We start from the raw sequence: 14722 nt of genomic DNA, 5'->3' as shown, positions 1-14722 counted from the left end.
ATCAATGCATGGACGCCCCCTGCTGGGTCAATGCCGTTTGCACGCACTCAAGTAAATGCTCGGTGCTCCACGGTTTGGGCAGGAACCGCACGGAGCCACCCAATTGCTCCGCGAGTCTGGCGTTGCCCGAGGTGAGCAGCACCGGCACTGATGGCCAACGGTGCGCTACCACCCGGCTCAAGTCATAGCCGTTGAGCAAACCCGGCATCTGCACATCGCTGACAATCAAGTCCACCGGATCATCGCCGCGTTCCAGGTAAATCATTCCTTCATCGGCTGAAGGAAAAGACGTCACAACCGCGCCGAAATCCTCCAGTACATCCACCATCAACGACCGAATGATCTCGTCGTCTTCCAATACCAAAATCGATGGCTGAGCCATGATCCTTACTCCACCATCAGGGTTCAGTAAGGTGGAGTGGAACGGGGCCGGTTAGGTTCGATTGGATGCGTATGGGGCGATGGGTGGTCAGTTTCGAGGGTCTAGGTTGCGCATTTGCGCGGAGGTACGGCAGGATACCGGCGCTCTGCAATCAGGATCGGCCCGAATCCCGTGGGCCCTCGCACAAGGTCGTCAACCGTGAACGCTTCCGCAGCCCCCTTGATCGACCCTGACCTGGGCAATCGCATGATCAAAGTCGACCACGCCGGCGAGCATGGCGCGATCTGTATCTACAGCGGCCAGCTGTTTATGGCGCGATTGTTTGTACCCGGCATGGTGGGTGAGCTCGAGGAATTCCTGTCCCACGAACGTCGCCATCGCGCGGTGTTCCAGGCCGAGTTGCAACGACGGGGTTACCGACGCTGCCGCAGCTACTGGCTTTGCGGCCTTGGCGGGCTGGTGCTGGGCCTGCTCACCGGGGTGTGCGGGCGCAAGGCTATTGTTGCCACCACCGTCGCGGTGGAAAGCGTGGTGCTCAAGCACCTGGCTCATCAGCTTCATGCGTTACGCGAAATCGACCCACTGGCCGTGACGGCCATTGCTTCCATCGTTGAAGAAGAGCAACACCACCATGACCACTCGGCTGCGCAGATCGATGTGCAGGATCCCTGGTTTCGTGCGCTGACGCCGGTGGTTACGGCGTGGACCGAAGCGGTGATCTGGATGGGCATGCGCTCCTGACAAACAGGCATAATCGCCGCCAACACCGATGTGGAGTCACCCATGAAGTACGTCCTGCTGACCCTTGCGCTGATTCTCAACACCAGCGCCGCCAATGCCGCCGGCGATGCCGAGGCCGGCGGCAAACTCTTCACCAAGACCTGCGGCGGCTGCCACAGCGTCGGCGAAGGCGCACGCGGTGGCTTTGGCCCGGAGCTCAACGGCATCATCGGCCGACCTGCCGGCACCACCGCCGACTATCAATATTCGGACGCGATGAAAAACTCCGGTGTGGTCTGGACCCGCGACAAGCTCGCGGCCTACATCGAAGCGCCCAAAAAGGTGGTGAGTGGTACGCGCATGATTTTCTGGGGCATCAGCGACCCGGAAAAAATCGACAATATCCTGGCGTACCTCGAGACATTCCAATCCAAGTAATCACTCACGCACATTCCTGAACAGCATCAATCGCGCACTCTCGTGCAGCCCACGGGTCAGTGCCTGCAGGCGCTGGAATTCCTCGGGGTGCTGCGCGGCCACATCGTCACGCGGGGTGAGTGATGCCAGGTCATGCAAGGTGGGTGAGCTGCCGTCGTGTTGCATCTGCAGCAAAAAGTGCCGGGTCACGCCGCCGATGATCGGGAAGGTGCCTTCGCGCAATACCAGCGGCACCACGCGTTCGCCCTCGGGCGCCGGTTGCTGGATGTCCCTGCCCATCGCACCGTTGCGAAACGGTACGCCTGCCATGCCGGCCACGGTGGGCAGCAGGTCGGCCAGCCCTACAGCTTCCTCGATCACCCGAGGCGCAAGGCCGGGAGCGTGGATCAGCAGCGGCACGTTGTTACTTTCCAGGCCCAGCTGTTCGAAGGCCGGCGCCATGTGCGGGATCTGGCTGATGCGGGTGTTGTGGTCGCCGAAGAACACAAAGATGCTGTTGTCGTAGTAGCCACCGGACTTGGCGATTTCCATCAGCCGGCCGATGTTGTAGTCCAGCAGGCGTACGGCGTTGTACTGCTCGACACTGCGGGAGCCCGCGGCCTGGGCCTGTTCCAGCGTCACGTGGCTGAGCTGGAAGCCATCGTTGTGTTTGGGGATGGTGAAGGGGCGATGGTTGCCGGAGGTTTGCAGGTAGGCAAAGAACGGTTGGTCCTTGGGAAGCGTGCTCAACAGATCGTCAGCTTCCTTGAACAGGTCCAGGTCGGAAATCCCCCACACGTCTACCCGTGGCGATTGCCAGTCGCTCTCCTCGAACAGTTGCACATCGTCGATGCTCTGGCGGATCAGTGCATTGATATTCGCCCAGCCGGCGTTGCCGCCGATCATGTAGAACTTCTGGTAGCCCTCGAATGCATTGATCAACGTGTGTTGCCGCGTGATCAACGGGTTGCGCGTGGCGGTCTCCTGGCGGGTGACGTCGGGCACGCCGGTGATGCTGGCCCACACGGTTTTCGCGGTGCCGGTGACGGGGACGTAGAAGTGTTTGAAGAACCAGCTTTGCGTCGCCAGTTTGTCCAGGTTCGGCGTGGGGTTGAGCGGGTTGCCATAGGCACCCACGGCACTGGTGCCGAGGGATTCGAGCATCACGAAAATCACGTTGGGCGGGCGCTCGCCGGCCAGTCGATAGGGCTGCACGCCTTGTTCGCGGATGAAGTCCAGGGACTGGGCATCGGGTTGGGGCACGCCCAGGTATTCGGCGACTTGCGGGTAATACTGGCGGACCTGGGCCTCATCGAACTGCGATTGGCCGACCTTGAGCGTGTCATACAAAAACAGCACCGGGTTCAGGCCCACGGCGGCCAGTTGGCTGTTGCCGGCAAAGAAGGCATCGCTCCAGCGCAGGGGCACCGGGTTTTCCAGGTTGAGATGGGCGACACGGCCCAGCAGGGCCAGCAGCACCGCGACGACGCCCATCACACTCACCAGCGCCAGTGCCGGTTTGCTGATGGCGGTGGGCGCTCGATCCAGGGTCAACCGCTCCAGGCAGACCAACGCCCAGACCCAAAGCGCCACCGCCGCGAGCCAGCAGGCGGTTATCCACAGTACCGGGTAGGTTTCCCACACCATCTGCTGGGAAATCTGCGCATCCTGCAGGTAACGCAGCACCGTCGCATTGATACGCACGCCGAGGTAGGCGTAGTGGCCGAAGTCGATGATGTACACCAGCCCCACCCCCGCCAGCGCGATGACCAGATAACCGCGCGCCAGCCAGCGCAGGGCCGGCAGGGTGGTGAGGTTCCAGCGCGGCAACCACGCCAGCACGGCCAGCGGCAGCAGGATCAACACCGCCAGGCGCAGGTCGAAACGCAGGCCGATTCCCAGGGTTTCCAGCAGCGCCGGGGTGTTCAAGTCCAGGCCGGAAAAAACCAGCACAAACACCAGCCGCAACGCAGCCAGCAACACAAATACCAACCCGATCGCGCCCAGGCCGTAGCGCAGGCGGCGTGATTGCAACGCACTCATCATTGACCCCGGTGCCATTTCAAAAGAGGGCGCCAGGCGGCGCTGATCAGCAGCCCCGCGCCGGCGATCAGGCAGTAACCGGTCAGCAACGGGTCGACCAGATAATCCCAATAGTTTTCCGACGCCTTGAGCCGTAACGCAAAAGCCAACGTGCCCATCGCCAGCATCCACACCGCCAGCGTATTACGCAGCCACAGCATCAACAGTGCGGCCGCCGCCATCAGGGCGATCATCGGTCGCGGGTTGAAGCCCCAACGGTACGGGTCGAAGTAGGTCAGGCCCAACGTGGCCGGGTACAGCACCAGGCTCAGCAGGCCAAACAGCAGCAACGTCTGCACTTGATGCCGACGAGCGAGCGGTTGCACTAAGCCCAGGCGGCTGAGCATGACCCACGCCAACAGCACCAATGTGCAGATGGCCAGGTCATCGGTAAAACTGCGCACATACGCCGCCAGCGGCAGCTCGTTGACCGGGATAAAACTGACCGCTACCAGCACCGGCAGCAGCCATGGCCGCCAGGGAGCGGTAAACCTGAGCGCGCTCAACAGCACAAACCCCAGCAGCACAAAACTCAAATGGGCCTGCCACACAGAAACCATCACAGACGCTCCGCCAGCCAGGCTTCGTTGAAGCTGACATGTTTGATGAAGGTGTTATTCCACGAGTACACCACGTGGTACATGCCGTCCGGACTGCGGCTGAAGTACGGGTACTCGTATTCGAAATCGCAGCCTTGGGGTTTGCATACGCGGTAATCGAGGTTGCTGAGAAAGCGCTGTTCCAGCGGCAGGCGTTTGGCGCCGCTGGAGGCGCGGAAGCCTTCGCCGATGATTGCTTTATAGGCCTCGGGGGAGAACGGTTGGCCGAGCGGGTCGGGTGACTCATCCAGTTGCACCACGGTGCGCCATTGGCTGAGCTGGGCGTCGGTGCCGTAGAGGCTGAGCTTGAAGCGGCCGTCCTGCAGGTCGTTGAGGGCCACGAGCAGCCCGTCGTCCTCGGTACCCACCGCCGCCAACGATGAATTGGGATTTGCCGGTTCCAGCGGGTACGGCTCGCTCCAGGTTTGCCCCGCATCTTCGGTGCGGCTGGCCAGGACGCGGTGGTGGGTGTCGCCGGCGTAGCGCAACATCGCCACCGCGCGCTTGCCATCCAGCGGCACGATAGTGGGTTGCAGGGAATTCTTGCCGCGGCTGATGCGGAATTTGTCGATTACCGCGCCGTCGGCACTCAAGTACAGGTACTCGGCAAACTTGCCCATGAACTCGTGGTACACCGGCAGGCCGATGGAGCCGTCGGCGTGGAACACCGGCGCGGCGCGTACCAGGGTACTGATGTTGAAAAACGGTGAGGTCACCAACTGTCGGGGCGCGGACCAGTTGGCGCCGAGGTCGTCGGACACCATCAGGTTGATTGCACTGGTGGCCCAGCCACCGACCGACACCGACACATAAAACATCCACAGGCGTTTATCCGGCCCCAGGGCAATCACCGGATTGCCGAGCTTGCGGATATAACGCTGGGTGCCGTCGCGGGTGCTTTCCCGCGTGGCCAGCACCTGCTCGGCACCCCATTCGCCACTGCGGGCATCGAAGCGTGCGGTGCGCACCTGCACATCGGCGGCGCCTTCACGGGAACCGGCAAACCACACGGCCATCAAGTCGCCGCCGGGCAGGGCGGTGACCGAGGAAGCGTGGACAAAGTCAGTGAGCTGCGAGGACACAAAACGGCTGGTGTATTGCGGGGCCGCCGCCACCTTCGAGGTGTTCGGCGCCACTTGGGCAAAGTGTGCCAGTACATGGGGCGGATGGCTTAGCCATGCGGCCAGGAACACGCCGAGCAGGCTGCAGATCAGTAAGGCGGAGCGCATAGAGAACCTGTCGAGAAAAGGATTACTGCGCAGGCTCATCCGGCAGGCGCTTCCTGCGACCGGTGAGCATGGATAACGGCAGGTTGTCCCGCACCTGGATACTTTCAAACACCGCGGCCAGCACATGGATGCACACCAGGCCCAACAGCACATTGGCGGCGGTCTCATGGATTTGCAGGGGCCAATCGGCGCCCCACAGGGCATCCACTTCCTGCATCAAAAAGCCGCTGATGCCGACGACCAGCAACGCCAGCAACATCAACAGCATCACCAGCGCGCCGAGGGGCGAGTGGCCCAGGCGATGCTGCGGGCGGCGGTTGAGCAGCGAGCGCAGATGGTTTTTCAAGCGTTTCGGGGTCGGCCAGAAATCCGCCCAACGTGCACTGCGCGGCCCGATGAATCCCCACACCACGCGCACCAGCAGCCAGGCCATGGCGTAATAGCCCAGCCAGACATGCCAGTCGTCGCCTGCTTCGTTAAAGAAGTAATTGGCGACAAAGACCCCGGCGATCGACAGATGAAACAGCCTCACCAGCGGGTCCCACAGGCGCAGGGATTCGCCTGGCATCAGCCTTTGATCTCAGTCTTCACGGCCTTGCCGGTGACCGGATCGTGGTAGATCTCTACCTTGCGCTTGTCCTTGTCGAAACCGTAGATTTCGTAGCAGTTGCCGTCGGTGACCTTGAACTTGCTGATCTCGTAGCCTTCGGCCTTGAGCTTGTCCTGGAAGGCTTTTTCGTCTTGCCATTGCGAGCGTTCGGCGGTGGTGCATTGCGGACCGGCAAGGGCCAGGGGGCTGGCGATAATCAGGGACAGCAGGAGAATTTTGCGCATGGAAAAGCTCTCAGCAGATGTGGGAGATTTCACAGTGCAAAATCAACCTTAGCGCAACCTTAGTTGGCAACGCGCGGTAACATCTTTGCCGAAATAGCCTCGGCCAGAACCCGGCATGATGCCGCCGATTCCTACAGAGGTTTTGCTATGCGCCTACTCCTTGTCGAAGATGATCGTGCCCTTGGCCAAGGGATTCGCGTGGCATTGGGCGTTGAAGGCTACACCCTGGATTGGTTGCAGGATGGCGTTGCGGCCCTGCATGCCCTGCGCATGGAAAGCTTCGACCTGTTGCTGCTCGACCTCGGCCTGCCGCGCCTCGATGGCCTGGACCTGTTGCAGCAACTGCGCGCCGAGCAGCACGACCTGCCGGTGCTGATCCTCACTGCCCGCGACGGCACCGCCGAGCGCATCGCCGGCCTGGACGCCGGTGCCGACGACTACCTGGTCAAACCCTTCGATGTGGAAGAACTCAAGGCCCGCGTGCGCGCCTTGTTGCGCCGCAGTCAGGGCCGCGCGCAACCGATGCTGGAACATGCCGGCGTCAGCCTCGACCCGGCCACCCAACAAGTGCGGTATCTGGAGGAAGACATCATCGTCACCCCGATGGAATACCAATTGCTGCACCAACTGATGGTACGCCCCGGCAAAGTGGTGACCCGCGAGCGCCTGTCCCGCGCGTTGTATGGCTGGCAGGACCGGGTCGAGAGCAACACCTTGGAAGTGTTGATCCACAACCTGCGTAAAAAGTTATCCACCGAGCTGATCCGCACCGTGCGCGGCGTTGGCTATGTACTGGCGCTTAAACCATGACCTCCGTGCGTGCTCGTATCCTCATCCCTGTCCTGGTGCTGATCCTGTTGGGCGACGCCCTGATCAGTTGGCTGGTGCTGCGCGATAGCCACCACGAAATCGAAGAAGTCTACGACGCTCAACTCGCCCAAAGCGCACGCCTGTTGCAAGGCGTATTGCGCCAGCGCGACCCTGGCGAAGCCGACTGGGACCGCCTGTACCAGGCCTTCGATCAGGCCATGAGCCGTGTCGGCGAAGACGGCGTTGCCCACCCTTATGAAACCCGGTTGACCTTCCAGGTGTGGCGCAGCGACGGCCAATTACTCGTACGCTCCGCCGAAGCGCCAGTGTTGGCCGCACCGCCGGCTACCCTGGGCTCCCATGACATCATGGACAACGGCAACGACTGGTGCGCCTTCCTCCTTGCCGACCCGCAGCAAGGCCTGCTGATCTGGGTGGGCGAGCGCGACGATATTCGTCAGGACGTGATCCAGCGCATCATGCGCCACACCCTCTGGCCCACCTTGATCGGCGTGCCGTTGCTCACGGTGTTGATCTGGCTGGTGATCGGCTGGGGCCTCAAACCCTTGCGCGCCATGGCCCGTAAAATTCGCGGGCGAACCGCCGAGACTTTGCAACCGCTGCACCTCAAGCCGCTGCCCAGTGACCTGGAGCCGATGCAAACCGCGCTCAACCGACTGTTGGTTCAAGTGGATGATCTATTGGAACGCGAACGCCGTTTTATCGCCGACGCCGCCCACGAACTGCGCACCCCCCTGGCGATCCTGCGCATCCACGCCCAAAACGCCCAAAGTGCCGCAACGGTCGAGCAACGGCGCGAAGCGTTGGACTTCCTGGTCAACGGCGTCGACCGCGCCACCCGCATTGGCAGCCAACTGCTGACCATGGCGCGTATCGAACCGCAGTTGAACAATCCCAAGCGCAGCCGCGTACAACTCACCGAGCTGGTGCGCGAAGAACTCGCCGAACTGACACCGCTGGCCATGGAGAAAGGCGTGGAGTTGGTGCTGGAAGGGGATGAAGACTGCTGGATCGAAACCGAACCGGTGGCGCTGGCCATCGCCCTGCAAAACCTGGTGACCAACGCCCTCAACTTCTCCCCGCCGGGCAGCGAAGTGAAAGTGGTGATTGGTGCCCATTGCCTTAGCGTGGAGGACCAGGGGCCGGGCATTGATGAGGCGGAAATGGGGCGTTTGTTCGAGCGGTTCTACAGTCGTGGCAATGCCAATGGCGCAGGGCTGGGGCTGGCGATTGTGGAGATGATCGTGGGCAAGATCGGCAGCCGGTTGGCGTTGCATAACCGTGAGCAGGGCGGGTTGTGCGCGCGGTTGGTGTTCAGCGAGGCCTGAAGCGATCACGGCTCAAATGTGGGAGCTGTCGAGCCCCTGCATCGCGGTCGCTCCACTGCGGAACATTCTGTTTAATCACTGGTCCAGTCATCATCATCTGTCACCCTGATAAGGACATCCTCCCGTGAAGCGAATCGCACTGCTCTCCCTGGCCCTGGCGCTGTGTGCCTGCCAATCCAACCCACGTGACTCATCGCCCAGCCTGCTCAAGGACGGCATCCAGCTGCGCCAGAAAACCGTGGCTGTCGATGCTGAGCACGCCAAAGTCATCATGAAAGCCTACGGCGGCACCGCTCCCGTCGAGTTCTCGATACGTCGCGAAGGCGACCCCGATCAACGCATGGAAACCCTGGGCACGGTGATGGATACAGGTGAAGGCCGCGTCTTCAACTGGATTGCAAAGCTCAACCAGACGGTGGCCAGCGCTGGGTTTAAGCGCTTCCCGCAGTTGGAGATCCAGGCAGATCCTGGCAAGAAGTTGACCGTTGCCAGTTCGTCCACCGACTCACGCCCTGGCATCTACGCCATTTGCGGGCCTCTGCTAAGTAGCTTCCAGCCTGAAAAGGGCAAGGTGTATCTGGTGGAGTTCCAGTTCAAACCTTCGGCGTGTGCGCAGCAGGTGTTTGATATTACGGATCCGGGGAAACGGGTTCTGATTGGGGGGGAGGGGAGTGAGGCGAAAGAGGGTTAGTTGGACGGCCGAACAAATGCGGATGCTGCGCTTGGAAGGACCTGAAGGTTTGATACTTCCAGCGCTCTCCGCCAGGGTCTTCATCGGTCGTGCTGACTTCGCCGAAGTACCAATGCTCTGATTCGAAAACGTTTCCTTTTTCGTCCTCGTGGATGAAGTGAAAGCCAACTTCGTGGAGGCCTGCCTGAACGACAGTCTGCGCATGAAGATGAATTCTCTAAGTCTGTGTTATTCGTTTGCACCTTCGTAATCAAACGCGATGAAGTAGTCGCTTTCTGAAAGAGCAATTTCATGAGAGAAGTGTGTCTGTATCTGTGATAGCCATTCCCGCCGCAGTTCAAACATACCGTTATTGACGTCCTCGTCTATCGACAGTCCAAGTTTAGAAATCACGGAGTAGTCGTTTCCTAGGTCCGCTGAGTCCTCCGTTCCGCGTAGCCGCTCTGTGGTTCTGTCGAACCATTCCAATCTCATTTTTAGTCCCATGTGTCCCTCATAGATATTTTTTGATGTTTCGTTTTTTCTTCGGCTCTTTTAGCTGCTCGCCGGTTATGTGACTGAACGCACCTAAATGGCTCCCATCACTTGCAAGATAAACTTCCAACTCTCCATGTTGGGAATCCCATTCATAAACTCTCCTGCCTTTTTCCTCAATCCAACGCTCTCTCAGCCCGGCACCGCCCTGTCTGGGAGTCATGGGTTTTGCTTTTATCAGGTTTCCAAAGCCAGTTATTTGTTCAGTATTTGGAGCCCTGTGGTACTTGTGATCCCCAGCCTTAACACTAACCACCACATACAGTGGTCGAACCCCCGACTCCACCGGGAACACCAGGATAAAATCCCGATACTCCGGCGGATAAATCGGGTTTACCAGAATCTGCGCCGCTTTCTCCGTCGGTGGGTAAATCCAGATCACCGGTGCTTGCGGCGCAGCCTCCAGGGTCGGAATACCCAGCGTGTCACTTGGATCAACGGCGGGCGTCCAGATCAGCTCGACACCCTCACCCAAATCCGCCACAAATTGATCGCCACGGCTTTGGAACTGCACCACATCAATCATTTGCCAATCAGGATTATTGCCGGTGTAAAACCCATACCCCTTGAGCGTGCCGTCCTCGCGTTGCTCGATATGCAAACGCATCTGCGAACGCGCCCTTTGCATCGAACGCAATTGCGCCTCGCTGTAGAGCGCGCTATCTCCCAACTCTGATGGCCAGGCCAACGCCACCAAACCCGTCAACAGGCCACCGGCGACGGATCCGACTGCAGTGGCTGCCGACTCAAAAAACGCCGAACGCAACGCCAACTGTCCTAGACCCGCCGGTAGTGCACTGCCACCGATCTTGCGCAAGGCAACTGCGCGCCGACCGTCTACCTCACGCCCACCCAGCAGGCTTAAATTGCCGTACTCTTTGATCAGCTCCAACGGGACATAATCGGCGGGGTTGAAGTAATGGGTGATGCCGTCAGGCAGTTGGCAGGGCTTGATGAAGACGCAGCCGGGAGGTTTGGCTGGCGTGGGTGCCGGAGCAGGGGATGGCTCGTAAAAATCAACAGATGGCGAATACGGCGCCCGCGACGGCTGTGGGGTCAGGATTCGCTGTTTGAGTAACTCTTCTTCGGTGGGGGGGTAAAAGCGTTCTGACATGGATGGCTCACTTCCTTGTGCTAGGGAGTGAGGCTACGAGGGGGGATCAGAAGCTGATATCGGCTTAATTCGTTGGCTAGTGTCGGAAAAGTAGACTGATGTTTGAGTCAGTCGCGCTGCTTCGATTATTTCGATTTTCGTTTGTTTCGTTCAGTGACTCAAATGTGGGAATTATCGGTGAAGGCCGGGTTTTCAACTGGCATGACACTCTCCGTATCCAACCCGGCGAGACGCCACGCAGCGAGGGGACGGGTGTGGTCAGGTAAGGCACGCGGCGATTTGCTCGCCGCGTGGTTCAACGTTACATCGGCGCGAAATCGAACGACCACAGGCCGCTGGCACGGCTTACCGTCACGTTCACCTCAGTGGCGGTGATGGGGGCGATGAACTGGGTCATGTCCGAGAAGTTCTGCACGATATAGGTCTGCCCGACCATCGGAGGCGTTGCCACCATGAAGTAAAAGTTGGGCTCGTATTCAAAGCTTACGGTCATGCTCGAGTCCACTTTTGGCATGGTCACTACAGGCCGACCGTTGACGTACCAGTTGCTGTCGAACTGCAGGTACGGGTTGGTTTTGTTGATGATGCCGCACTGCTGCGGTGTGAGTTTCTCCTTGGCCAGTGAAAGCGCCGCCGGCTCAAGGTACGGCGACAATCCGTTAGGGCTGACCGCCTGAAGCAAGGTACCAGGGTTAAGCGTGCGACGGCCCGAGATGATGGTATTGCTGTCTTTTTCACCAAGGGTGGTGACATCGGTTTCAATAATGGCCTCGTAGTCGAACGACTCCGTGGCACCGGCAGAGCCGGTCAGGATCTGCCAGGCGTGAATCCGATAATCGCGCTGAGGCTGTTGGGGTTTGAGAAATACCAGAACGGTCTTGCCTTCCATATCATCGACAGCAAAGTTCACATTGAATGTGGTCATTGTCCTTCTCCTTGTTCCCTGTTCAAGCCGGAGCAACATGCCTTGGCTTATCCCTCCTGACGTACCGAGTCACCGCTTGTGAAGATCTGTTTCAACTTCTTCCTCGCGGTGCAAGAAAGCCGTGCAGACGCGGTCATGTACGCTTCACAACTGTAGTCGCGTTGCGTCCTGACGAAGGGACATTCCGTCCCGATTGTCAGAAAGGAGTATTGTCATGCACGCACTTACCGTCGTTGCCACGGGTGTGGCCAGCGCACTATTGAGCCTGTCGGCTGCTGCGCAGATGGACTGCGCTGCGGCTTCAGCCGCGGTGATCCCGCTACCGGTGCAGGTCAGCAACGTGGCTATCCCTAACAGCCGTAGCAACCCGCAGATAAACCAACGGCATATCTTCTGTGGCGAGATCAACGCCGCTGGCAATGCGGTGGGGTTTCACTCTCGGCCCGGTAACCATGATCCGCAGGTGGGGCCACTGGCGCTTGACCCGGTTGCCGCTCGTACCATCGGTCCTCGTACATACATGGTGCCTTACGGGCTTAATCCACCTAACGATTACCGTTATGCAAACGCCAACGTAGAAGTGCTTAACGTGGCGACGGGGACGTGGGTGGCCAAGGCAGGGCCTTCCACGTTCTTCCCCGACAGTTGCACGCAACAGCAGGTTGTCACGTCGATTCGCTATGCCTTCATGCACCTGAGCTCTGGCCTGGTGATGGGTGGGGGAAACAGCCAGATTTTCTTCGGGCCTTCCGCGCCGACGGTGATCGCCGTCGTTCCCAATCCTTATTGTGTTGATGAGCAAGGGCTGGCATTTACAGTTGGCGGCTATCTCAACGGTATTCCCCCTGCACCTGGTGCTGCCTTGGTTTGGTGGGTGAATTCCGCCTTCCCGATCGCGGCTTTCTGAGTATGGAAAAGCCTGCCCCAATGATTTGGGGCAGGCTTGTTCTTGCGGGGCTTGCCAATGGATCAAGTGCCGCAAATCGGACCGAGTAAACCCCGTAATTGCTGCCGTGCCAGTTGCACACGCTTTCGGGCGTTGGACTCACTGATCAGCAACGTGCCTGCCATACCTTCGTATTCCAGGCCATCGATGCAACGTAGCGCCAACGCCTGCGAAAGTGTCGCTGGCAACCGGCCGATGGCCAGGTTAAGGGCCTGCAAGGCTTCTTGTCCGCACGCATTGCGCTCCGGGTCATCATGCGGCGGTTGCCAGGTGACGCTTTCATACAGATCGTGATCAAGCCATTCAAGGCTGCAGGTGACCGGCGTTTTGCGCAGGCGGTCGATACAAAAGTTGTGCGCCACCCGCTTGAGCCAGGCGGGCACATTCTCCACGCTATTCAAGCGTTCGGGGGCCTTGCTCAACAGGTTGAACAAATGCAGGCGCACCTCGCTCAAGGCGTCCTCTGCATCCTGGGGGCGGCGCAGCAACCGTCGACAGCGCTGACGAATGATTGCGTCGTGATGGATCAAGAACAGCCAAATTTCATTCGGCGCACAGCCGTGCTCGACACCGTGCGGCTTCGCATCCCTGTCACTCGCCATAATCATTCCCTGATCAACTGCGGCGCCAGGCCCGACAGGCTTTTTTTGCAAAGCGTGTGAGGCACTGGCCGGAGCAAGCAGGACGGAATAACGACAGGGTTTGTGAACGTGGGCTAGTGAAATAAGGGGAGACGGTGTAGGAAATGCAGATTGGGGGGCGGTAGCCTCATGCTCCTGAGTTCTGGCTTGGTGAATGTGGGTAGCGTCAGCTGTTGACTGGGGGCTCCACTTAGTTGATGAGGTTGCGTGTAGTAAGCGGCGGTTTACTTTTAGGTAATCGGGCTCGGTTCAACAGCAGGATGACGATCAATAGGCGTCATCTTTGATGCTCTGAGCATGCCTGCTGATCAGGTCAGCAAGTGCTTGGAGATCAAGCGGGAGATTTCGACAATCGAGGTCTTGCCGGTGAATTCAAATTTCACTTTTCCCAGCGACGAAAAGTAAATCTCCAGTTCCGAATCCAGGTCAAACGTCCCGGACGTTTCCACCGAGTACGCGACGATGTTTTTGTACGGCAGCGAGGTGAAGTCCTTCTTGCTGCCTGTTATGCCTTGTACGTTCACTGCGATGATGCGTTTGGTGGTGAAGACCACGCCATCGCGCATGGCTTTGTAGGCGTCGATGACTTCTTCGCCGTCCAGCAGCAGGGCCGCGACGCGTTCGGCGTATTCGTTGTTTTGCTTGAGTTTGAAGAAGCCTTTGTTGTTGAAGTCGATCATGTGAAGGTCCTTGTGGTGAGTCCGTTACTGAATGGCTTTAAGGTAGTCCTTCAGTGTCGCGAGCAGTGGCTTGAGTTCCTCCAGCGTTGAGGCTTGCTGTACGTTGGTAGACAACCGCTGCAGCTCACGTCCCAATACCGTATCGGCCCCACCCAAAGCGACCAGTGCCTGCATCACACATTCGTCTATCTTCAGCAGAACTCCCGGCAGATCCCCCTGTCGCACCAGCAACCCGAACACCTCCCGCTCATACCTATCCATCACCAGGTCGTCCCTCAACACCGGGCTGCCGCCGTCCTTCTCATGCACGAGCTTGAGTGCAAAGAGCGCAACAGCTTCCAGCGTCAATTCCATGGTGTCGGTTCCTCTGGGGTTGGGGGAGGGCGATGATCCCTGTTCTGGGCGTGAAAACAAAGACCCGATGCGTACCGGGCTCTCTTGCGGTATTAAAGAGTCGCCTGACTTCACGGGGACACCGGAGTGATCCTTGGCAGTCGCATCCCCTATTGGCCAAGTACCCCTTCTATCTATATAGACGCAACGACGCGCTTCTTTTAAAGGCGGGCGTCGTTGCGTCGCGGTGTGGGTTCTTTGTTAAGGAAAAGATTTTCCAGAAGAGGGGTTGACCAGGTAATTCAATACTGTATTATTCGCCTCCCGCTAACGAGAGATCGCAAGCGCAAGTGGTTGAAGTTGTTGAAGAAATCTTCGAAAGCTTCTGAAAATAATCACTTGACAGCAAATGAGGCTGCTGTAGAATGCGCGCCTC

General features: G+C 59.1%; 18 protein-coding genes. 6 read left to right on the top strand and 12 right to left on the bottom strand.

The features are described from left to right. Position 1: 1 nt before the first annotated feature. A complete protein-coding gene (locus PspCFBP13509_RS24735; RefSeq protein WP_065926009.1) occupies positions 2 to 382 on the bottom strand; it encodes a response regulator in 381 nt (126 codons plus the stop codon). A gap of 198 nt (positions 383 to 580) precedes the next feature. Between PspCFBP13509_RS24735 and PspCFBP13509_RS24730 the strand changes: the two genes are divergently transcribed. Both PspCFBP13509_RS24730 and PspCFBP13509_RS24725 read left to right on the top strand, forming a co-directional pair. Continuing rightward, the gene (locus PspCFBP13509_RS24730) at positions 581 to 1123 is read left to right on the top strand and encodes a 3-demethoxyubiquinol 3-hydroxylase (RefSeq protein ID WP_235865605.1); all 543 of its coding nucleotides are present in this window, start codon (positions 581 to 583) and stop codon (positions 1121 to 1123) included. Between the two features lie 42 nt (positions 1124 to 1165). After that, on the top strand, positions 1166 to 1540 hold the full coding sequence (locus PspCFBP13509_RS24725; protein WP_065926010.1) for a c-type cytochrome: 375 nt from the start codon (positions 1166 to 1168) through the stop codon (positions 1538 to 1540). On the opposite strand, the gene PspCFBP13509_RS24720 is transcribed toward PspCFBP13509_RS24725, so the two are convergent. Genes PspCFBP13509_RS24720 through PspCFBP13509_RS24700 form a run of 5 tightly spaced genes read right to left on the bottom strand, consistent with a single transcriptional unit; the run spans position 1541 to position 6263 of the window. Next, positions 1541 to 3562, bottom strand: coding sequence for an LTA synthase family protein (locus PspCFBP13509_RS24720; protein ID WP_065947235.1), 2022 nt, complete (start codon positions 3560 to 3562; stop codon positions 1541 to 1543). After that, on the bottom strand, positions 3562 to 4161 hold the full coding sequence (locus tag PspCFBP13509_RS24715; protein ID WP_065926011.1) for a hypothetical protein: 600 nt from the start codon (positions 4159 to 4161) through the stop codon (positions 3562 to 3564). The genes PspCFBP13509_RS24720 and PspCFBP13509_RS24715 overlap by 1 nt, the downstream gene beginning before the upstream one ends. Then, entirely contained in the window at positions 4161 to 5429 is a 1269-nt protein-coding gene (locus tag PspCFBP13509_RS24710; RefSeq protein ID WP_065926012.1) for a sialidase family protein, read from the bottom strand. The genes PspCFBP13509_RS24715 and PspCFBP13509_RS24710 overlap by 1 nt, the downstream gene beginning before the upstream one ends. A gap of 22 nt (positions 5430 to 5451) precedes the next feature. Next, the gene (locus PspCFBP13509_RS24705) at positions 5452 to 5997 is read right to left on the bottom strand and encodes a cytochrome b/b6 domain-containing protein (RefSeq protein WP_065947195.1); all 546 of its coding nucleotides are present in this window, start codon (positions 5995 to 5997) and stop codon (positions 5452 to 5454) included. After that, positions 5997 to 6263, bottom strand: coding sequence for a PepSY domain-containing protein (locus tag PspCFBP13509_RS24700; protein ID WP_065926014.1), 267 nt, complete (start codon positions 6261 to 6263; stop codon positions 5997 to 5999). The genes PspCFBP13509_RS24705 and PspCFBP13509_RS24700 overlap by 1 nt, the downstream gene beginning before the upstream one ends. Positions 6264 to 6410: 147 nt before the next feature. On the opposite strand from PspCFBP13509_RS24700, the gene PspCFBP13509_RS24695 reads away from it, so the two are divergent. The 3 genes from PspCFBP13509_RS24695 to PspCFBP13509_RS24685 all read left to right on the top strand — a co-directional run bounded on the left by PspCFBP13509_RS24695 (position 6411) and on the right by PspCFBP13509_RS24685 (position 9113). Continuing rightward, the gene (locus PspCFBP13509_RS24695) at positions 6411 to 7073 is read left to right on the top strand and encodes a response regulator (protein WP_137212827.1); all 663 of its coding nucleotides are present in this window, start codon (positions 6411 to 6413) and stop codon (positions 7071 to 7073) included. Then, positions 7070 to 8422, top strand: a complete 1353-nt coding sequence (locus PspCFBP13509_RS24690; RefSeq protein ID WP_137212826.1) for a sensor histidine kinase — start codon at positions 7070 to 7072, stop codon at positions 8420 to 8422. Before PspCFBP13509_RS24695 ends, PspCFBP13509_RS24690 begins: the two co-directional genes overlap by 4 nt. Positions 8423 to 8546: 124 nt before the next feature. Beyond that, on the top strand, positions 8547 to 9113 hold the full coding sequence (locus tag PspCFBP13509_RS24685) for a hypothetical protein (RefSeq protein WP_065926017.1): 567 nt from the start codon (positions 8547 to 8549) through the stop codon (positions 9111 to 9113). Positions 9114 to 9341: 228 nt separating this feature from the next. Here PspCFBP13509_RS24685 and PspCFBP13509_RS24675 read toward each other — a convergent pair whose 3' ends face one another. The 3 genes from PspCFBP13509_RS24675 to PspCFBP13509_RS24665 form a co-directional block, all read right to left on the bottom strand. After that, a complete protein-coding gene (locus PspCFBP13509_RS24675; protein WP_370737660.1) occupies positions 9342 to 9587 on the bottom strand; it encodes a colicin E3-like toxin immunity protein in 246 nt (81 codons plus the stop codon). A gap of 19 nt (positions 9588 to 9606) precedes the next feature. Beyond that, positions 9607 to 10761, bottom strand: a complete 1155-nt coding sequence (locus PspCFBP13509_RS24670; RefSeq protein WP_065947191.1) for an S-type pyocin domain-containing protein — start codon at positions 10759 to 10761, stop codon at positions 9607 to 9609. Positions 10762 to 11062: 301 nt separating this feature from the next. Further along, entirely contained in the window at positions 11063 to 11686 is a 624-nt protein-coding gene (locus tag PspCFBP13509_RS24665; protein ID WP_027607593.1) for a hypothetical protein, read from the bottom strand. Positions 11687 to 11900: 214 nt separating this feature from the next. Here PspCFBP13509_RS24665 and PspCFBP13509_RS24660 point away from each other — a divergent pair, with 214 nt between their 5' ends. Further along, positions 11901 to 12593, top strand: a complete 693-nt coding sequence (locus PspCFBP13509_RS24660; protein ID WP_065926018.1) for an EndoU domain-containing protein — start codon at positions 11901 to 11903, stop codon at positions 12591 to 12593. Between the two features lie 62 nt (positions 12594 to 12655). Here the strand turns inward: PspCFBP13509_RS24660 and PspCFBP13509_RS24655 are convergent, their stop codons facing one another. From PspCFBP13509_RS24655 to PspCFBP13509_RS24645, 3 genes are all read right to left on the bottom strand, one after another. Further along, the gene (locus PspCFBP13509_RS24655) at positions 12656 to 13234 is read right to left on the bottom strand and encodes an RNA polymerase sigma factor (protein ID WP_065926019.1); all 579 of its coding nucleotides are present in this window, start codon (positions 13232 to 13234) and stop codon (positions 12656 to 12658) included. Between the two features lie 347 nt (positions 13235 to 13581). Then, positions 13582 to 13953, bottom strand: a complete 372-nt coding sequence (locus tag PspCFBP13509_RS24650) for a PH domain-containing protein (protein ID WP_065926020.1) — start codon at positions 13951 to 13953, stop codon at positions 13582 to 13584. A 24-nt stretch (positions 13954 to 13977) separates the two neighbouring features. Next, positions 13978 to 14307, bottom strand: coding sequence for a hypothetical protein (locus PspCFBP13509_RS24645; protein ID WP_137212825.1), 330 nt, complete (start codon positions 14305 to 14307; stop codon positions 13978 to 13980). Between the last annotated feature and the right edge of the window lie 415 nt (positions 14308 to 14722).

It is taken from the genome of Pseudomonas sp. CFBP13509 (genome assembly GCF_005233485.1).
GTDB classification, from domain to species: Bacteria; Pseudomonadota; Gammaproteobacteria; order Pseudomonadales; family Pseudomonadaceae; genus Aquipseudomonas; species Aquipseudomonas marginalis.
This window is presented reverse-complemented; position numbering and strand designations above follow the sequence as displayed.

Coding starts and splice junctions, on each gene's coding strand:
- PspCFBP13509_RS24735 (WP_065926009.1), bottom strand. CDS start 382: ATGGCTCAGCCATCGATTTTGGTATTGGAAGACGACGAGATCATTCGG.
- PspCFBP13509_RS24725 (WP_065926010.1), top strand. CDS start 1,166: ATGAAGTACGTCCTGCTGACCCTTGCGCTGATTCTCAACACCAGCGCC.
- PspCFBP13509_RS24720 (WP_065947235.1), bottom strand. CDS start 3,562: ATGAGTGCGTTGCAATCACGCCGCCTGCGCTACGGCCTGGGCGCGATC.
- PspCFBP13509_RS24715 (WP_065926011.1), bottom strand. CDS start 4,161: ATGGTTTCTGTGTGGCAGGCCCATTTGAGTTTTGTGCTGCTGGGGTTT.
- PspCFBP13509_RS24710 (WP_065926012.1), bottom strand. CDS start 5,429: ATGCGCTCCGCCTTACTGATCTGCAGCCTGCTCGGCGTGTTCCTGGCC.
- PspCFBP13509_RS24705 (WP_065947195.1), bottom strand. CDS start 5,997: ATGCCAGGCGAATCCCTGCGCCTGTGGGACCCGCTGGTGAGGCTGTTT.
- PspCFBP13509_RS24700 (WP_065926014.1), bottom strand. CDS start 6,263: ATGCGCAAAATTCTCCTGCTGTCCCTGATTATCGCCAGCCCCCTGGCC.
- PspCFBP13509_RS24695 (WP_137212827.1), top strand. CDS start 6,411: ATGCGCCTACTCCTTGTCGAAGATGATCGTGCCCTTGGCCAAGGGATT.
- PspCFBP13509_RS24690 (WP_137212826.1), top strand. CDS start 7,070: ATGACCTCCGTGCGTGCTCGTATCCTCATCCCTGTCCTGGTGCTGATC.
- PspCFBP13509_RS24675 (WP_370737660.1), bottom strand. CDS start 9,587: ATGAGATTGGAATGGTTCGACAGAACCACAGAGCGGCTACGCGGAACG.
- PspCFBP13509_RS24670 (WP_065947191.1), bottom strand. CDS start 10,761: ATGTCAGAACGCTTTTACCCCCCCACCGAAGAAGAGTTACTCAAACAG.
- PspCFBP13509_RS24665 (WP_027607593.1), bottom strand. CDS start 11,686: ATGACCACATTCAATGTGAACTTTGCTGTCGATGATATGGAAGGCAAG.
- PspCFBP13509_RS24660 (WP_065926018.1), top strand. CDS start 11,901: ATGCACGCACTTACCGTCGTTGCCACGGGTGTGGCCAGCGCACTATTG.
- PspCFBP13509_RS24655 (WP_065926019.1), bottom strand. CDS start 13,234: ATGGCGAGTGACAGGGATGCGAAGCCGCACGGTGTCGAGCACGGCTGT.
- PspCFBP13509_RS24650 (WP_065926020.1), bottom strand. CDS start 13,953: ATGATCGACTTCAACAACAAAGGCTTCTTCAAACTCAAGCAAAACAAC.
- PspCFBP13509_RS24645 (WP_137212825.1), bottom strand. CDS start 14,307: ATGGAATTGACGCTGGAAGCTGTTGCGCTCTTTGCACTCAAGCTCGTG.